Origin of the sequence: Streptomyces sp. 1222.5, from assembly GCF_900105245.1 — a bacterium.
GTDB lineage: Bacteria > Actinomycetota > Actinomycetes > Streptomycetales > Streptomycetaceae > Streptomyces > Streptomyces albidocamelliae.
Map to the genome: position 1 here is coordinate 1,350,227 of NZ_FNSZ01000001.1, position 15,297 is coordinate 1,365,523.

Consider the following 15,297-nt stretch of genomic DNA (forward strand, 5'->3'; position numbering starts at 1 on the left):
TCACCGCTCCGGTATTCCCCGGCCCCCATAGGCAGCCCTATACCGGCCATGCGTCGTTTCATTGGATGCCTATGGGTCGGCTCGCCTACGTTCTCCGGGCAGACGCACCCTTCCGGGAGAGGAAGAGATACCCCATGTCGAAGATCCTTTTCGTGATGACCGGCGCCGACCGGTGGACGCTCGCCGACGGCACCCCGCACCCGACCGGCTTCTGGGCGGAGGAGGCCGTGGTCCCCTACCGGGCGCTCAAGGCCGCCGGTCACGAGGTCGTCGTGGCCACGCCGGGCGGTGTCGTGCCGCCGGTGGACGGGGCGAGCCTGGCCGCCGAGGTCAACGGCGGCCAGGAGAAGGCCGACGAGCTGACCCGCGCACTGGAGGAGATGACCGAACTGGGCACGCCGGTGAAGCTCGCGGAGGTGGACCTCGCCGACTTCGCGGCCGTCTTCTACCCCGGTGGGCACGGGCCCATGGAGGACCTGGCGGTGGACGCCGAGTCCGGCCGGCTGCTCGTGGCCGCCCTCGACTCGGGCAGGCCGCTCGCCGTGGTCTGCCACGGACCGGCCGCGCTGCTGGCGGCGGTGCGCGCCGACGGCACCAACGCCTTCGCCGGTTACCGGGCGGCGGCCTTCACCAATGAGGAGGAGCTCCAGGGCGGTCTGGCCGGCCGAGCCGCGTGGCTGCTGCAGGACCGGCTCACCGAGGCCGGCGTCGACGTCCGCGCGGCCGAGCCGTGGGCACCGCACGTGGTGGTCGACCGCAACCTCGTCACCGGCCAGAACCCGGCCTCCTCGGCCGCGGTCGCCGAGGAACTCCTGAAGCAACTGGGCTGAGCGGGCGGGGGGAAATTTCTCGGGCATCACCCGCAACCTCGGCCGGGGCCGGACGTCTGTCGGGGTGGAGGCCTCCACTTCGACCAGATGTCCGACCCCGAACCACCGAAGGAACCCATGTCCGCACAGCATTCCCCCCGCCCGAGCCGCGCCCGCAGGCTGCGTGCAGCCCTGGGGGTCTCCGCCGTCGGCGCGGCGCTGGCCGTCGCCGGCACGATGACCGCCCGGGCCGCCCAGGACGGCGGCCACTCCCCGGCCCACCCGGGCACCGCCACCGCACCGGCCCCGGCCGGCGCGGACGGCAGTGCCACCCCGTCCCCGGTCCCCTCACCGCCGCGCACCGCGACGCCGTCCCCGGTCCCCTCACCGGGGTCGCGTTCGGCCACCCCCTCCCCCGTGCCCTCGCCGGTGTCCCGCACGGCGACACCCTCCCCCGTCCCCTGGACGGCCGCGCCTGCCCCCGTGCCCCGCTCGGCCATCCCGTCCCCCGTGCCCTCGCCGGCCCGCACGTCCGCGCCGGCCCCGCACCACGGCCACCCCGCACCCGCGCCGGTTCCGCGGCACCACTGAGGCAGGTCCGGGGGGCGGGTGATCCGTCGCACGGCGGCTCCCCCGCCCCCGGCCCCGGGAGACCCATGACGACAGCGACAGCACCGGCGGCGGCCCTGCCCCGGGACGACCGGTACCGCGTTCCCCGACGCGCCGCACCCTGGCGGCGCTTCACACGGACCGTGCGGGACCGGGTCCTCGCGCGCACCGGCACGTCGGCCGCGACGCCCGGCAACCCGGCCGGCACCGACGCCCCCGGCCTCGCCGAGCCCGTACGGCCGCCGGACATCGAGGCGTTGTACCACCATCGCCGGCTGTCCCTGGTGCGGCTGGCGTTGCTGCTGGTGGACGACCTGCCCACCGCCGAGGACGTCGTCCAGGACGCCTTCACCGCGCTGTTCCGCCGGCACGGGGGCCGTCTCGCCTCACTCGACGACCCGGAGGCGTACCTGAGGACGAGTGTCGTCAACGGCGCCCGCTCGGTGCTGCGGCGGCGCAGGACCGTACGGACCCACGTACCCCACGCCGAGGGGCACGCGCCCGCTCCGGAGGAGGACGTACTGCTGCACGAGGAGCACCGGGAAGTGCTGGCCGCGCTGCGCACGCTGACCAGGCGTCAGCGGGAGGTGCTGGTGCTGCGCTACTGGTCGCATCTGACCGAGGCCGAGATAGCGGCGACGCTCGGCCTGTCGCGGGGTGCCGTCAAGTCCACGGCCAGCCGGGCCCTGGACGCGCTCGGCCGACGTCTGGAGGGGCTGCGATGAACGAGTCCGGTACCGGGAGCGCCGGCACACGGGTCGAGGAACGGCTGCGGGCCGCCCTGGCCGCTCGGGCGGAGTCCGTCGGCCCGGCCGACCTGCGCCCCCTCGCCCCGCCGCCCCGGGCTCGGTCCACCAGGGTGCTGCTGCGCCGGGCCGCGGTCGGGATACTGGCCCTGGCGGCCGTGGCGGCGCTGGTGTTCTTCACCGTACGCGGCGGGCCGGACCGCCCGGCCGAACCGGCCCGCCCGCCCCGGCCGCCCGGGCCGGCCGTCGGCACCCCGTCGCCGGTGCCGAGTTCGGCGGCCCCCTCCGCCGTCCGGCCGTCTCCGAGCACGCCGCAGCCGTGACGCCGGCCGGCAACGGGGACGCGAGCCCCTCACCCGGAGGTGGAGCGGTGGCGTCGGCCGGTTGACCCGGGCCGGGAAAATGCCGGGTTTCCGTGCTCACCCTCCGATGCCCGCACCGCTAGGTTGAGCGGCATGAGCAACCTTGACCGCGCGCCCGTGCCCAGCGTCTGCGGTGGCCGCGGATTCGTCGTCGCCGAGCCGGTCCGCGAGCTGCTGAGCCCCCGTCACGTGAAGCTGGGCGAGTCGACGGAGGTGCGCCGGCTGCTGCCCAACCTGGGTCGCCGCATGATCGGCGCGTGGGCCTTCGTGGACCACTACGGTCCGGACGACATCGCCGACGAGCCCGGCATGCAGGTCCCGCCGCATCCGCACATCGGGTTGCAGACGGTCAGCTGGCTGCACGAGGGCGAGGTGCTGCACCGGGACTCCACGGGCAGCCTGCAGACGATCCGGCCCCGCCAGCTGGGCCTGATGACGTCCGGCCGCGCGATCAGCCACTCCGAGGAGAGCCCGCGCCCGCACGCGCGCTTCCTGCACGGCGCCCAGCTGTGGGTGGCGCTGCCGGACGAACACCGCCACACCGAGCCGGACTTCGAGTTCCACCCGGAGCTGCCGTCCACCGGCGCACCCGGTCTGACGGCCACGGTGATCCTGGGCGAACTGGACGGCGCCCGCTCCCCCGGTACGACGTACAGCCCGATCGTGGGCGCCGACCTCGCCCTCGCGCGGGGCACCGAGGCCCGCCTGCCCCTGGAGCCCGACTTCGAGTACGGCGTGCTGGCGATGTCCGGCGAGGTGCACGTGGACGGGGTGCCGGTGCTGCCGGGCTCGATGCTCTATCTGGGCTGCGGGCGGACCGAACTGCCGCTGCGCGCGGAGTCGGACGCGGGGATCATGCTGCTGGGCGGCGAACCGTTCGCCGAGGAGCTGATCATGTGGTGGAACTTCGTCGGGCGCACCCAGCAGGACATCGAACAGGCTCGCGCGGACTGGCTGTCCGGCAGCCGCTTCGGCGAGGTCAAGGGGTACGACGGCCCTCCACTGCCCGCACCCGCGCTGCCACCGGTGCCACTGAAGCCACGCGGCAGGGTGCGGTGACCCGAGGGGCGTAGGCCCGACGACCGTCAGCAGCACGACGACGTACAGGGACGCCATGAGGTCCGCGGAGACGCGGGCCGTGGGGGCCGCTGCGCCGTCGGAGGGCCGGACGAGGTGACCGGGGCGTCGGAGCGGCGTGCGCTACGAACGGTTGTGCAAGGGGTCGGTATCGTCGCGCCGTAAGCACCTGCCTGCGGCACAGCGGCGGAGGAGAGAGCCATGTCCGATCCCCGGCACGGGGCCGCGTCGGGCGGCGGACACACGTCGCGGCCGCCGGAGAATCATCGGCCGAGCGGGCACGACACCGTACGGCTCGCGGTGGTCGTCGGTGCCCTGGGGGTGGTCTTCGGCGACATCGGGACCAGCCCGATCTACACCCTCCAGACCGTCTTCAACCCGAGCGACCCGCATCCCGTCCCGGTCAGCACGCAGAACGTGTACGGGGTGGTGTCGCTCGTGTTCTGGTCGGTGATGATCATCGTGACGGTCACCTACGTGCTGCTGGCGATGCGGGCCGACAACGACGGTGAGGGCGGCATCATGGCCCTGATCACCCTTGTACGGCGGTGGGGCTCGCGGCGTGGCCGGCGCGTCACGGCCGTGCTGGCGGCGCTCGGTGTCTTCGGCGCCTCGCTGTTCTTCGGCGACAGCATGATCACTCCGGCGATCTCGGTGCTCTCCGCGGTCGAGGGGCTCAAGGTCGTCCAGCCGTCGCTGGAGAGCGCGGTGGTCCCGGTCACCGCGGTGATCATCGTTCTGCTGTTCCTCGTGCAGCGCCGGGGGACCGCCGCGGTGGGCCGGATGTTCGGCCCGGTCATGATCGCCTGGTTCGTGGTCATCGGCGCCTGCGGCGTGGTCGGCGTCATCGACCACCCGGCCATCCTCAGGGCGCTGTCGCCCACGTACGCCCTGGGCTTCCTGATCGGCCACTTCGGGACCGCCTTCTTCGCCCTGGCCGCGGTCGTGCTCTCGGTCACCGGCGCGGAGGCGCTCTACGCGGACATGGGGCACTTCGGCCGCCGGGCGATCACGCGCGGCTGGTTGTTCCTCGTCCTCCCGGCCTGCATGCTGAGCTACTTCGGCCAGGGCGCGCTGATCCTGGCCGATTCCCGCAACATCAGCAGCCCCTTCTTCCTGCTCGTGCCGCACTGGGGCAGGTGGCCGATGGTCCTGCTGGCGACGGCGGCCACGGTGATCGCCTCCCAGGCGGTGATCACGGGGGCCTACTCGGTCACCTCGCAGGCCGCCCAGCTCGGCTACCTGCCGAGGCTGCGCATCGCGCACACCTCCGAGTCCACGATCGGCCAGATCTACGTCCCCTGGATCAACTGGCTGCTGATGGTCTCGGTCCTCACCCTGGTCTTCGCCTTCCGCAGCTCCACGGCTCTGGCCTTCGCGTTCGGCATGGCGGTCACCGGCACCATCACCATCACCACCCTGCTGTTCTTCTACGTCGCCCGCGCCAAGTGGGGCACGCCCAGGTGGCTGATCGTCGTCGGGGCGAGTGTGCTGCTCCTCGTCGATCTGCTGTTCGTGGCGGCCAACCTGACGAAGCTCGTCCACGGCGCCTGGCTGCCGTTGCTGATCGGCCTCACCGCGTTCACCGTCATGACCACCTGGCAGCGTGGACGCGAGATCGTCACCAAGGAACGCGTACGCGACGAGGGGCCGCTGCCCGAGTTCATCGACCGCCTGCGCAGCGGAGAGGTGCCGACGCTCCGCGTCCCGGGGACGGCCGTCTTCCTCAACCGGGGCAAGCAGACCACGCCTCTGGCCATGCGGGCCAACGTCGAGCACAACCACGTGCGTCACGACCGGGTCGTGATCCTGGCCATCGAGACCGAACCGATTCCCCGCGTCCCGGCGGACCGGCGGCTCGTCGTCGACGACCTCGGCTACACCGACGACGGGATCATCCACGTCACCGCCCGGTTCGGCTACATGGAGACGCCGGACGTCCCCAGCACGATGGAAATGCTGGAGCCGGTCAGCGCCGAAGGACCGCTGGGGCTCGACGAGGCGTCCTACTTCCTGTCGAAGATCGACCTCCGGCGCGGCAAGGAACCGACGATGGCGCCCTGGCGCAAGCGGCTCTTCATCGCCACCTCCTACATCACCGCGGACGCCGCCGAGTACTTCGGCCTCCCCCGTGACCGCACGGTCATCATGGGCTCGCACATCGAGGTGTAGCGGTGCGGTCCGGTCACAGCCCCACGGCGCGCCGGCGCGAGCAGACGGGCCAGTCCGTCGCGCACGGCGACGACCAGCCGGCGGCCGGCCATGTCGTAGCCGCAGGCCACGCACAGGCGGTACGCCCCCGCCACGGGAACGGCGAGCGGGGGTGGCCGGCTTCGTGGGGGCGGGAGCCGGCGGTCCGGGACGACTCCCGGCCGCCGGCTCGCGTTCGGGCCTACCGGCCCGTCACCGCTTCGCCGCGAGGTCCTTGAGCGCGATGTTGAGCGCTAGGACGTTGACCTGCGGCTCGCCGATGAAGCCGAGGGCGCGGCCCTGTGTGTGGTCCTCGACCAGCTTCTCGACCTGCGCGACGGACAGGCCGTTCCTCGCGGCGACCCGGTGGACCTGGAGTGCGGCGTACGCCGGGGAGATGGCCGGGTCCAGGCCGGAGCCGGAGGAGGTGACGGCGTCGGCGGGGACGTCCGACGGCTTCACCGTGTACCCGGGCGCCGAGTTGTCCTTCACCACGGCGGCCTCGGCGGCGAGCACCTGGGCGCAGAGCGTGCCGTCCTCGGGCTGGGCCGGGCACCTGCCCCGGACCCCGCCGCTGTCGGCGGCCAGATTGGTGGCGCCCGAGAGGATCAGCGTGTACCGCGTGTTGAGGCTGTTGCTGCCGAGCCCGTCGGCCGGGCGCCCCTGGAACCACTTGAGGTCGGGCTCCGGGGGCTCCTGGCCCTTCTTCAGGGGCAGGTCGTAGGACTGCCCGATCAGGGAGGAGCCGACGACCCTGCCGTCGGCCTCGATCTCGGAGCCGTTCGCCTTCTCGTGGAACAGGCCCTGGGCGACGCCGGTGACGGCCAGCGGGTAGAGGACGCCGGTGACCAGGGTCAGCACGAGCAGGGCGCGCAGGCCCGCCCCGAGCAACCGGGCGGTGTTCGTAACGGAGTTGTTCATGGCGGTCAGCCGATTCCGGGGATGAGGGAGAGGAGCAGGTCGATGATCTTGATGCCGATGAACGGGGCGATCAGGCCGCCGATGCCGTAGACGGCGAGGTTGCGCCGCAGCATCCGGTCGGCGCTGACCGGCCTGTACCGCACGCCCTTCAGGGAGAGCGGCACCAGGGCGACGATGATCAGCGCGTTGAAGACGACGGCCGACAGGATCGCGGAGTCCGGCGAGGACAGCCGCATGATGTTCAGCCCGTCCAGACCCGGGTAGACCGCCGCGAACAGGGCGGGGATGATCGCGAAGTACTTGGCGACGTCGTTGGCGATGGAGAAGGTCGTCAACGCGCCCCGGGTGATGAGGAGTTGCTTGCCGATCTCGACGATCTCGATGAGCTTGGTCGGGTCGGAGTCGAGGTCGACCATGTTGCCGGCCTCCTTGGCGGCCGACGTACCGGTGTTCATCGCCACGCCGACGTCCGCCTGGGCGAGGGCGGGCGCGTCGTTGGTGCCGTCGCCGGTCATCGCGACCAGCTTGCCGCCGGCCTGTTCCCGCTTGATGAGGGCCATCTTGTCCTCGGGGGTGGCCTCCGCGAGGAAGTCGTCGACGCCCGCCTCGGCGGCGATCGCCTTGGCGGTCAGCGGGTTGTCACCCGTGATCATGACCGTCTTGATGCCCATGCGGCGCAGTTCGCCGAACCGCTCCCGCATGCCGTCCTTGACGACGTCCTTCAGGTGGATCACCCCGAGAACGCGGGCGCCCTCGCCGTCGTGGACGGCGACCAGGAGCGGGGTGCCGCCCGCCTCGGAGACACGGGCGGCGATGCCGTGGGCGTCCCCGGCGACCGTGCCGCCCCGTTCCTCGACCCAGGCGGCGACCGAGGCGGCGGCGCCCTTGCGGATCCGGCGGCCGTCGACGTCCACGCCCGACATCCGGGTCTGGGCGGTGAACCCGATCCACTCGGCGTGCGCCAGCTCGCCCTGGTGGCGCTCGCGCAGCCCGTATCGCTCCTTGGCCAGGACGACGACGGAACGGCCCTCGGGCGTCTCGTCCGCGAGGGAGGACAGCTGGGCCGCGTCGGCGACCTCCGCCTCGGTGGTGCCGCTCACCGGCACGAACTCGGCGGCCCGGCGGTTGCCGAGGGTGATGGTGCCGGTCTTGTCCAGCAGCAGCGTGGAGACGTCACCGGCGGCCTCCACCGCACGGCCCGACATCGCCAGGACGTTGCGCTGGACGAGGCGGTCCATGCCCGCGATGCCGATCGCGGAGAGCAGCGCGCCGATCGTGGTCGGAATCAGACAGACCAGCAGGGCCACCAGCACGACCAGGGTCAGGTGGGTGCCCGCGTAGTCGGCGAACGGCGGCAGCGTGGCGCAGGCCAGCAGGAAGACGATGGTCAGCGAGGCCAGCAGGATGTTCAGCGCGACCTCGTTGGGCGTCTTCTGCCGGGCCGCGCCCTCGACGAGACCGATCATCCGGTCGATGAAGGTCTCGCCCGGCTTCGTCGTGATCCGGATGACGATCCGGTCGGAGAGGACCTTCGTGCCGCCGGTCACGGCGGAGCGGTCGCCGCCGGACTCGCGGATCACGGGAGCGGACTCGCCGGTGATCGCCGACTCGTCCACCGAGGCGACGCCCTCGATGACATCGCCGTCACCGGGGATGATGTCACCGGCCTCGCAGACCACCAGGTCACCGATCCGCAGTGCGGTGCCCGGCACCCGCTCCTCGGATCCGTCCGCCGGCAGCCGGCGCGCGACGGCGTCGGTCTTGGCCCTGCGCAGGGTGTCTGCCTGGGCCTTGCCGCGGCCCTCGGCGACCGCCTCCGCCAGGTTGGCGAAGACCACCGTCAGCCACAGCCAGGCGCTGATGGTCCAGCCGAACCAGTCCCCCGGGTCCCTGACGGAGAACACCGTGGTCAGGACCGAGCCGATCCACACCACGAACATCACGGGCGACTTGACCATCACCCGGGGGTCGAGCTTGCGGAGCGCCTCCGGCACCGACGTGAGCAGCTGCCGGGGGGCGAAGAGACCCGCTCCGACACGGCCTTCGGCCCGATCGTGTCCGGTCGGCGCGTCCCGGTGGGGGGCGAGGGTGGAAGTGGACATGGAGTCCTCGTGCTTCTCGGTGTCGGTGGTCATCACGCCAGTCCTTCGGCGAGCGGGCCCAGGGCGAGGGCCGGGAAGAACGTGAGACCGGTGATGATGAGGATCGCGCCGACCAGCAGGCCGGTGAACAGGGGCTTATCGGTGCGCAGGGTGCCCGCGGTGACCGGCACCGGCCGCTGCCCGGCGAGCGAGCCGGCCAGTGCCAGGACGAACACCATCGGCAGGAAGCGGCCCAGGAGCATCACGAGCCCGGTCACGCTGTTGAACCAGTCGGTGTTGACGTTCAGCCCGGCGAAGGCCGAACCGTTGTTGTTGGCCGCGGAGGTGAAGGCGTACAGCACCTCGGAGAACCCGTGCGCACCGGAGTTGAGCATCGAGTGCGGCGGGGTCGGCAGCGCCATCGAGGCGGCCGAGGACACGAGCACCAGGGCGGGGGTGATCAGGATGTACGCTGCGGCCAGCTTCATCTCCCGCGCGCCGATCTTCTTGCCCAGGTACTCGGGCGTCCGGCCGACCATGAGGCCGGCGATGAACACCGCGATGACCGCCATGATCAGGATGCCGTAGAGGCCGGAGCCGGTGCCACCGGGCGCGATCTCGCCCAGCATCATGCTCAGCATCGTGATGCCGCCGCCGAGCCCGGTGAAGGAGGAGTGGAAGGAGTCCACCGCACCGGTCGAGGTGAGCGTGGTGGCCACCGCGAAGATCGACGACCCGCCGACGCCGAAGCGGACCTCCTTGCCCTCCATCGCCCCGCCCGCGGCCTGCAGCGCCGGGCCGTGGTGGGCGAACTCGCTCCACATCATCAGGGCGGTGAACCCGAGCCAGATCGCGCCCATGGTGGCGAGGATCGCGTAGCCCTGCTTCGCCGATCCGACCAGCACACCGAAGGTGCGGGTCAGGGAGAACGGGATCACCAGGATCAGGAAGACCTCGAACAGATTGGTGAAGGCGGTGGGGTTCTCGAAGGGGTGGGCGGAGTTGGCGTTGAAGTAGCCGCCGCCGTTGGTACCCAGCTCCTTGATGGCCTCCTGGGAGGCGACCGCGCCGCCGTTCCACTGCTGCGAGCCGCCCATGAACTGCCCGACCTCGTGGATGCCGGAGAAGTTCTGGATCGCCCCGCAGGCCACGAGGACCACCGCGGCGACGGCGGCGACCGGCACCAGGATCCGCAGGGTGCCGCGCACCAGGTCGGCCCAGAAGTTGCCGAGTTCACCGGTGCGCGACCGGGCGAACCCCCGGACGAGCGCCACGGCGACCGCCATGCCGACGGCGGCGGAGACGAAGTTCTGCACGGCCAGACCGGCGGTCTGCACGACGTGGCCCATGGTCTGCTCGCCGTAGTACGACTGCCAGTTGGTGTTGGTCACGAACGACACGGCCGTGTTGAACGACTGCGCCGGATTCACCGAGGAGAAGCCCATCGAGCCGGGCAGCACGCCCTGGAGCCGCTGGAGCAGGTAGAGGAACAGGACGCCGACGGCCGAGAAGGCGAGGACCGCACGCAGATACGCGGGCCAGGTCATCTCGCTGTCGGGATCGGCACCGATGCCCTGGTAGATCCACCGCTCCACCCGCAGATGCTTCGCGGAGGAGTAGACCCGGGCCATGTGGTTGCCGAACGGGATATGGACGAGCGCCAGCACGCCTATGAGGGCGAGCAGTTGGAGCACGCCCGCGGTTTCGGGACTCATGGGGTGGCTCAGAACCTCTCCGGGAAGATCAGGGCGAGGACGAGGTATCCCAGCAGGGCGACGGCCACGACGAGGCCGACGACGTTCTCGGCGGTCACAGCTTGGTCACCCCCTTGGCGACGAGGGCCACCAGCGCGAAGGACGCGAGCACGGTGACGACGAAGGCCAGATCGGCCATCGCGAGCTCCTGGAGTGAGGTTCGTTGGATCGGACGGTTCGAGGAAACCGCCTCCACGGCCGGATCCGGTGGCCGTTGACGGCTCTCTTACGGCGCCGCTGCCGGCCTTGACGGGACTCATACGACCGCCGGCCCGTGGCGATCCGGGCGCGGGTGCCGACGGCCGGAAAATAGTAGCCATGTACACAGTAGCCATGTACGGTATTCGGCATGAGCATGGGAACCGAAGGGGCGACGCCGGGCTTCCTGGTGTGGCGGCTGTCGACGAAGTGGCGGGTCGCCGTGGACCGCGCGGTGGCCCCGCTGGGGCTGACGCACGCGCAGTACGCACTGGTGGCCTCGCTGTACGGCATGCAGCGCACCGGCGTGCGGCCCAGTCAGCGCCGGCTCGCCGACCACACCGGCCTGGAGGCCCTGTACGTCTCCAAGCTGGCCCGTGGCCTGGAGTCGGCCGGACTCCTCACCCGGGCCAAGGACCCCGCCGACCCGCGCGCCGTACAGCTCGCGCTCACGGAGCAGGGCCGGGAGGTCACCGGGAAGGCGATCGACGTCGTTCAGGGGCTGCTGGGGCAGCTGTTGGCGCCGCTCGGCGGCCCGGACAGCCCGCGCGCCCGGCAGTTCAGCCGCGACCTGACGACCCTGCTCGACACACCGCTCGACCCGTTCGGCACCACCGATCACGAGACGGAGCAGTCATGACCATCACCGCACCCCGCGCCGACGGCCGTACCATCGGCCTCGCCCACTACGCCTCGCGCGCCGTCCTGGAGCACGTCCTCGCCCCGCACGGCGTCACCTTCCTCCAGTTCGTCACCCTCCGGCTCGCCTCCGTCGCGGACGGGCCGGTCGGGGAAACGGCCCTGATCGACGGCGTCGCCGGCACGGTGAAGGTCGACGGCGCGGAGGTGCGGCGCGCGATCGGCGACCTGACGTCCGCCGGCCTGCTGACGTTCGAGGAGCCGTCCGGTGTGCGCATGACGGACGCCGGGCGGAAGCTCTACGCCACGGCCGCGGCCGGGACCAGCGCGATCGCCGACCGGCTGTACGCGGGCATCTCCGAGGAGGACCGGTCGACCGCCGGACGGGTGCTCGCCCTGGTGACCGAGCGGGCCGACGCGGAACTGGCCGCCCTGCGGCAGTAGCCGCGCCGGCCACCCGGCCGACGACCAGGCCCGTCACCCCACACACACAGAAATAATGGAATATTGAACAACCCCTCTCCGTTGTGGCCGTCGAAGGAGGTCACGAGTGGAGACGCAAGTGCAGACCACGTACTACGACCACGGGACGCCGGCGGAGCGCTGGGAGCGCGCGCAGCAGTTCTTCGACGCGAAGGACTACGCGGGCGCGGCGCGGGTGCTGGCCGGGCTGGTCGAGGAGGTGCCGGAGCAGACGGGGCCGCGGCTGCTGCTGGCCCGCGCCTACTACCACTCGGCCCAACTGCGCCGCGCCGAGACCGAGTTGCGGATCATCGTCGAGCGTGACCCGGTGGAGCACTACGCGCGGCTGATGCTCGGCCGCACGCTCCAGCGGCAGTCGCGGCACGAGGAGGCGGAGCGGCATCTGCGGGTCGCCTCGGCGCTCGCGGGTGACTTCCCGCAGGAGTGAGTCGCCGCGCGACCGCCGTCGGGCGGGTCGTACGTCCAGGGTCCGGTTCCCGACGGGGGCCGGGCCCTCGGCATGTCCGCCCAGGGTCAGAGGGGGGTCGCCGCGTGCAGGATCCGGAAGAGGGCGACGGCCGAGTTCGCCGACGACATCGCGGACGCCAGCGACCCCGCGGCGGCGCCCCACGCGGCGAGGCCGACCGGGGTGAAAGCCGACGGCCAGCTGCGCGCCGCGGGTGCCGGGGCCAGCAGGGCCGCCACCCGGCGCGGTACGGGACCGGTCGCCGCCAGCGCGGGGAGGGTGGGCACGGGGGTGCCGGCGGACAGCAGCGCCGCCCGGCCGATGGCGCGGGCGACCGTCCGCCGGTCGCCGACCGCGCGGGCCGCCTCCTCGTCGGCCCACCGCTCGGCCGTGTAGAGGACGGCGGTGCGCAGCGGGCGCAGGAAGGGGGTGGCGCGGGCGGCCAGGTGTGCGGCGAGCAGGTGCCGCTGGTGGCGGCCGGCCAGGTGGGCGCGCTCATGGGCGAACAGGGCGCGCCGCTCGGCGGGGGCGAGCCCGGCCAGCAGGGCGGTGGTGACGACGATCCGGCCCCGGCGCCCGGGGAGGGCGTAGGCGTACGGCGTGCCGTCGGGCAGCACCGCCACGGTGCGGCCCGGCAGTGCGGCCAGGACCCGCCGGGCACCGCGGGTGACCCGGCGGTGCCGCCACAGGGTGCGGGCGCAGGCCGCGGCGACCATGCCGAGCGCGGGGATGGCGGCACGGCCGGCCACCTCGTCGTAGGGGACGGCGGCCCGCACCTGGGGGTCGGACCAGCCGTCCGGGAGGGGGTTGCCGGGAAGTTGGGCGGTGCCGACCACCATGAGCAGGGCCAGGCACAAGGTGCTGCACACGGCCATGACGACGGCGACGGCCGTCAGCAGCCGGGTCGCGGTGCGCGGGTGCAGCCGCGTCTCGGCGAGCCGGGCGACCGGCCAGGCGGACAGCGGCAGGACCAGCGGCAGGAAGACGAAGACTCCCACGGCCGGTCAGTCTCCCGTACCGCCGGCGTCGGTGCCCGGGAGGTCGAGCAGCGCCCGGAGCACTTGTTCGTCGCCGGGCGGGAGGGTGGTGACGAAGCTGGCCAGGACGGCCTCGCGGTCCCGTTCGCCGTCCAGCAGCCGGCGCATGCGCAGGGCGGCGAGCCGGGCCACGTCGGCGGTCGGCGTCCACACGAACGAACGGCCCCGCCGTTCGCGGGAGACGACGTCCTTGGCGAGCAGCCGGGTGAGGATCGTGACCACGGTGGTGTGGGCGAGGTCGCCGCCCAGCCGCTGGCGTACCCAGGCGGCGGTGACCGGTCCGTCGGCCTCGCGCAGCGCGCCGAGGACCTGGCCCTCCAGTTCCCCCTGGCCGCGCCGGACCCGGCCGCCTTCCCGCGCCATCTCCCCGTCTCCCCTTTCCCCACGGCCCGGTTCGCCCTCCGGCGCCCGGATCGCACCCCCCGCGGCCCGCCCGACATCTGCGCGCGGGCGTGGCGTCCACGCTACTTCACGCCGCCGACACCTTCGCGGCTGCGGCGCCGGTACGCGATCTCGCCGAGGGCGACGTCCACGGCGAGGAAGACGGCCAGCGGTATGCCGAGGAGCGGCACGAACCAGCCCAGCACGGCGACGGCGGCGAGCGCCGGGACGAGGATGTACGGCGGCACCTCGGCCCAGGCGCCGCGTGGCACGGGCCGGCCGAAGGCGGAGCCCCGGCCACGCTGCCACCACATGCGGTAGCCCCACACGATGACCAGGATCAGGGCGACGGCGAGCAGGGCGAGGGCGATCTGGTTGGCGATCCCGAAGAGCACGCCGGTGTGCAGGTCGATGCCCCATCGGGTGAGCTTGGCGAGGACGGGGTAGTCGGCGAACCGCAGTTCGTCGGTGACCCGGCCGGTGGCGGGGTCGACGGCGACCGCGTCCTGCCGGGTCGGCCAGCTCCGCTGGATCTGCCGGACGACGTAGGCGCTGTCCGCGTCGGCGGGCGGCACGATCTCCACGGGGTCGTCGAGGCCCTTGGCGCGGGCCGCCGCGAGCACCTGGTCCAGGCCCACGACGTGCCCGGCGCCGCCGGTGGTGCCCGCCCCCGTGCCGTGGCCCGAGTGCTCGCCGCCGCCGGCCGTGGCCGAGAGGGACGGCGTGGCCTGGCGCAGTGAGGTGCGCAGTTCGTCGATGTTGGCGCCCGCGTAGGTGGACCAGGTCAGACCGGTCGCGGACAGGAACAGGAACCCGGCGGCGGTCCAGACGCCGACGGTGCCGTGCAGGCCGAGGGTGCGCCGGCGCCCGCCGGTGCCGCGCACCTTGCGCAGGGCGCGCCGCCGGGAGAACCAGAGCACCAGTCCGCCGGCCGTGATCACCCACAGCCAGCTGGCGGCCAGTTCGCTGTAGAGCCGGCCGGTCTCGCCCAGGTGCAGGTTGGCGTGCAGCTGGTCGATCCAGGTGCGCAGGGGCAGCGCGCCTGTCGAGCCGTACTGTTCGAGCGCGCCGCGTACCTCGCCGGTGTAGGGGTCGACGAACACGGCGAGGGTGTGGTCGGGGTCGACGCCCTCGACCCCGGAGAGCAGCACCCGGGTGGTGGCGCCGGGTTCGGCGGAAGGGCGCACGGCGGAGACGGTGCCCTCGGGGTGGTCCTCGCGAGCGGCGGCCACCTGGGCGGAGACGGGCAGTTCGCGCTCCCCGACGGCGACGGTTCTCTCGTGGCCGTACAGGAGCTTCTCGGCCTGGAAGGAGCCCGCGTAGAGCAGGCCGGTGACGGCGGCGAGCAGCAGGAAGGGGGCGACCAGCACGCCGGCGTAGAAGTGCAGGCGCAGGACGAGGGGCCGCAGGGGCGCCCAGCGGCCGCGGGCGGCCGGGCGGGCCGCCTCCGCCGGGGCGCTCGGAGGAGCGGTGGTCATCGGGGGTTCTCCGGGGGCTCGGGCTCAAGCGGTGGCGCTCCAGTAGTCGGAGCGCGAAGGGGCGGAGTTCCCCGGGGTGTTGGTGAC

General features: G+C 72.8%; 17 protein-coding genes. 9 read left to right on the plus strand and 8 right to left on the minus strand.

Features of this window, described 5'->3' with window-relative positions:
* Window positions 1-134 precede the first annotated feature (134 nt).
* The 6 genes from BLW57_RS06135 to BLW57_RS06160 all read left to right on the plus strand — a co-directional run bounded on the left by BLW57_RS06135 (window position 135) and on the right by BLW57_RS06160 (window position 5,775).
* Window positions 135-830, plus strand: a complete 696-nt coding sequence (locus BLW57_RS06135; RefSeq protein ID WP_093472707.1) for a type 1 glutamine amidotransferase domain-containing protein — start codon at window positions 135-137, stop codon at window positions 828-830.
* 117 nt (window positions 831-947) lie between these two features.
* Entirely contained in the window at window positions 948-1,400 is a 453-nt protein-coding gene (locus BLW57_RS06140) for a hypothetical protein (protein ID WP_093472708.1), read from the plus strand.
* Window positions 1,401-1,465: 65 nt separating this feature from the next.
* A complete protein-coding gene (locus BLW57_RS06145; RefSeq protein WP_093472710.1) occupies window positions 1,466-2,143 on the plus strand; it encodes an RNA polymerase sigma factor in 678 nt (225 codons plus the stop codon).
* Window positions 2,140-2,487, plus strand: a complete 348-nt coding sequence (locus BLW57_RS06150; RefSeq protein WP_093472711.1) for a hypothetical protein — start codon at window positions 2,140-2,142, stop codon at window positions 2,485-2,487. Before BLW57_RS06145 ends, BLW57_RS06150 begins: the two co-directional genes overlap by 4 nt.
* 132 nt (window positions 2,488-2,619) lie before the next feature.
* On the plus strand, window positions 2,620-3,585 hold the full coding sequence (locus BLW57_RS06155; RefSeq protein ID WP_093472713.1) for a pirin family protein: 966 nt from the start codon (window positions 2,620-2,622) through the stop codon (window positions 3,583-3,585).
* Between the two features lie 219 nt (window positions 3,586-3,804).
* Window positions 3,805-5,775 (plus strand): potassium transporter Kup, encoded by a 1,971-nt coding sequence (locus BLW57_RS06160; protein WP_093472714.1) that lies wholly within the window; start codon window positions 3,805-3,807, stop codon window positions 5,773-5,775.
* A gap of 231 nt (window positions 5,776-6,006) precedes the next feature.
* On the opposite strand, the gene BLW57_RS06170 is transcribed toward BLW57_RS06160, so the two are convergent.
* From BLW57_RS06170 to BLW57_RS41285, 5 genes are read right to left on the minus strand one after another with little or no spacing between them, the layout of a single operon-like run.
* Entirely contained in the window at window positions 6,007-6,714 is a 708-nt protein-coding gene (locus BLW57_RS06170) for a potassium-transporting ATPase subunit C (protein WP_093472717.1), read from the minus strand.
* A 5-nt stretch (window positions 6,715-6,719) separates the two neighbouring features.
* The gene (gene kdpB, locus BLW57_RS06175) at window positions 6,720-8,849 is read right to left on the minus strand and encodes a potassium-transporting ATPase subunit KdpB (RefSeq protein ID WP_256339404.1); all 2,130 of its coding nucleotides are present in this window, start codon (window positions 8,847-8,849) and stop codon (window positions 6,720-6,722) included.
* Entirely contained in the window at window positions 8,849-10,510 is a 1,662-nt protein-coding gene (gene kdpA, locus BLW57_RS06180; RefSeq protein ID WP_093472719.1) for a potassium-transporting ATPase subunit KdpA, read from the minus strand. The genes kdpB and kdpA overlap by 1 nt, the downstream gene beginning before the upstream one ends.
* A gap of 8 nt (window positions 10,511-10,518) precedes the next feature.
* Window positions 10,519-10,608, minus strand: coding sequence for a K(+)-transporting ATPase subunit F (gene kdpF, locus BLW57_RS06185; protein ID WP_009326374.1), 90 nt, complete (start codon window positions 10,606-10,608; stop codon window positions 10,519-10,521).
* Complete coding sequence (locus BLW57_RS41285; protein WP_176985482.1) at window positions 10,605-10,745, minus strand: hypothetical protein; 141 nt, start codon at window positions 10,743-10,745, stop codon at window positions 10,605-10,607. Before BLW57_RS41285 ends, kdpF begins: the two co-directional genes overlap by 4 nt.
* Before the next feature lie 153 nt (window positions 10,746-10,898).
* Here BLW57_RS41285 and BLW57_RS06190 point away from each other — a divergent pair, with 153 nt between their 5' ends.
* The 3 genes from BLW57_RS06190 (at window position 10,899) to BLW57_RS06200 (ending at window position 12,296) form a co-directional block, all read left to right on the plus strand.
* Window positions 10,899-11,387 carry a MarR family winged helix-turn-helix transcriptional regulator gene (locus BLW57_RS06190; protein WP_093472720.1) on the plus strand — a complete coding sequence of 163 codons (489 nt, stop codon included), beginning with the start codon at window positions 10,899-10,901 and terminating at the stop codon, window positions 11,385-11,387.
* Window positions 11,384-11,830, plus strand: a complete 447-nt coding sequence (locus BLW57_RS06195; RefSeq protein WP_093472722.1) for a helix-turn-helix domain-containing protein — start codon at window positions 11,384-11,386, stop codon at window positions 11,828-11,830. Before BLW57_RS06190 ends, BLW57_RS06195 begins: the two co-directional genes overlap by 4 nt.
* A 118-nt stretch (window positions 11,831-11,948) precedes the next feature.
* Window positions 11,949-12,296: a tetratricopeptide repeat protein gene (locus BLW57_RS06200; RefSeq protein ID WP_093480560.1), complete on the plus strand. Its 348-nt coding sequence runs from the start codon at window positions 11,949-11,951 to the stop codon at window positions 12,294-12,296.
* 86 nt (window positions 12,297-12,382) lie between these two features.
* Here BLW57_RS06200 and BLW57_RS06205 read toward each other — a convergent pair whose 3' ends face one another.
* The 3 genes from BLW57_RS06205 to BLW57_RS06215 all read right to left on the minus strand — a co-directional run bounded on the left by BLW57_RS06205 (window position 12,383) and on the right by BLW57_RS06215 (window position 15,210).
* Window positions 12,383-13,312, minus strand: coding sequence for a M56 family metallopeptidase (locus BLW57_RS06205; protein WP_093472724.1), 930 nt, complete (start codon window positions 13,310-13,312; stop codon window positions 12,383-12,385).
* A 6-nt stretch (window positions 13,313-13,318) separates the two neighbouring features.
* Window positions 13,319-13,714, minus strand: coding sequence for a BlaI/MecI/CopY family transcriptional regulator (locus BLW57_RS06210; protein ID WP_093472725.1), 396 nt, complete (start codon window positions 13,712-13,714; stop codon window positions 13,319-13,321).
* 101 nt (window positions 13,715-13,815) lie between these two features.
* Window positions 13,816-15,210, minus strand: a complete 1,395-nt coding sequence (locus BLW57_RS06215; protein WP_093472727.1) for a PepSY-associated TM helix domain-containing protein — start codon at window positions 15,208-15,210, stop codon at window positions 13,816-13,818.
* Window positions 15,211-15,297: the final 87 nt, after the last annotated feature.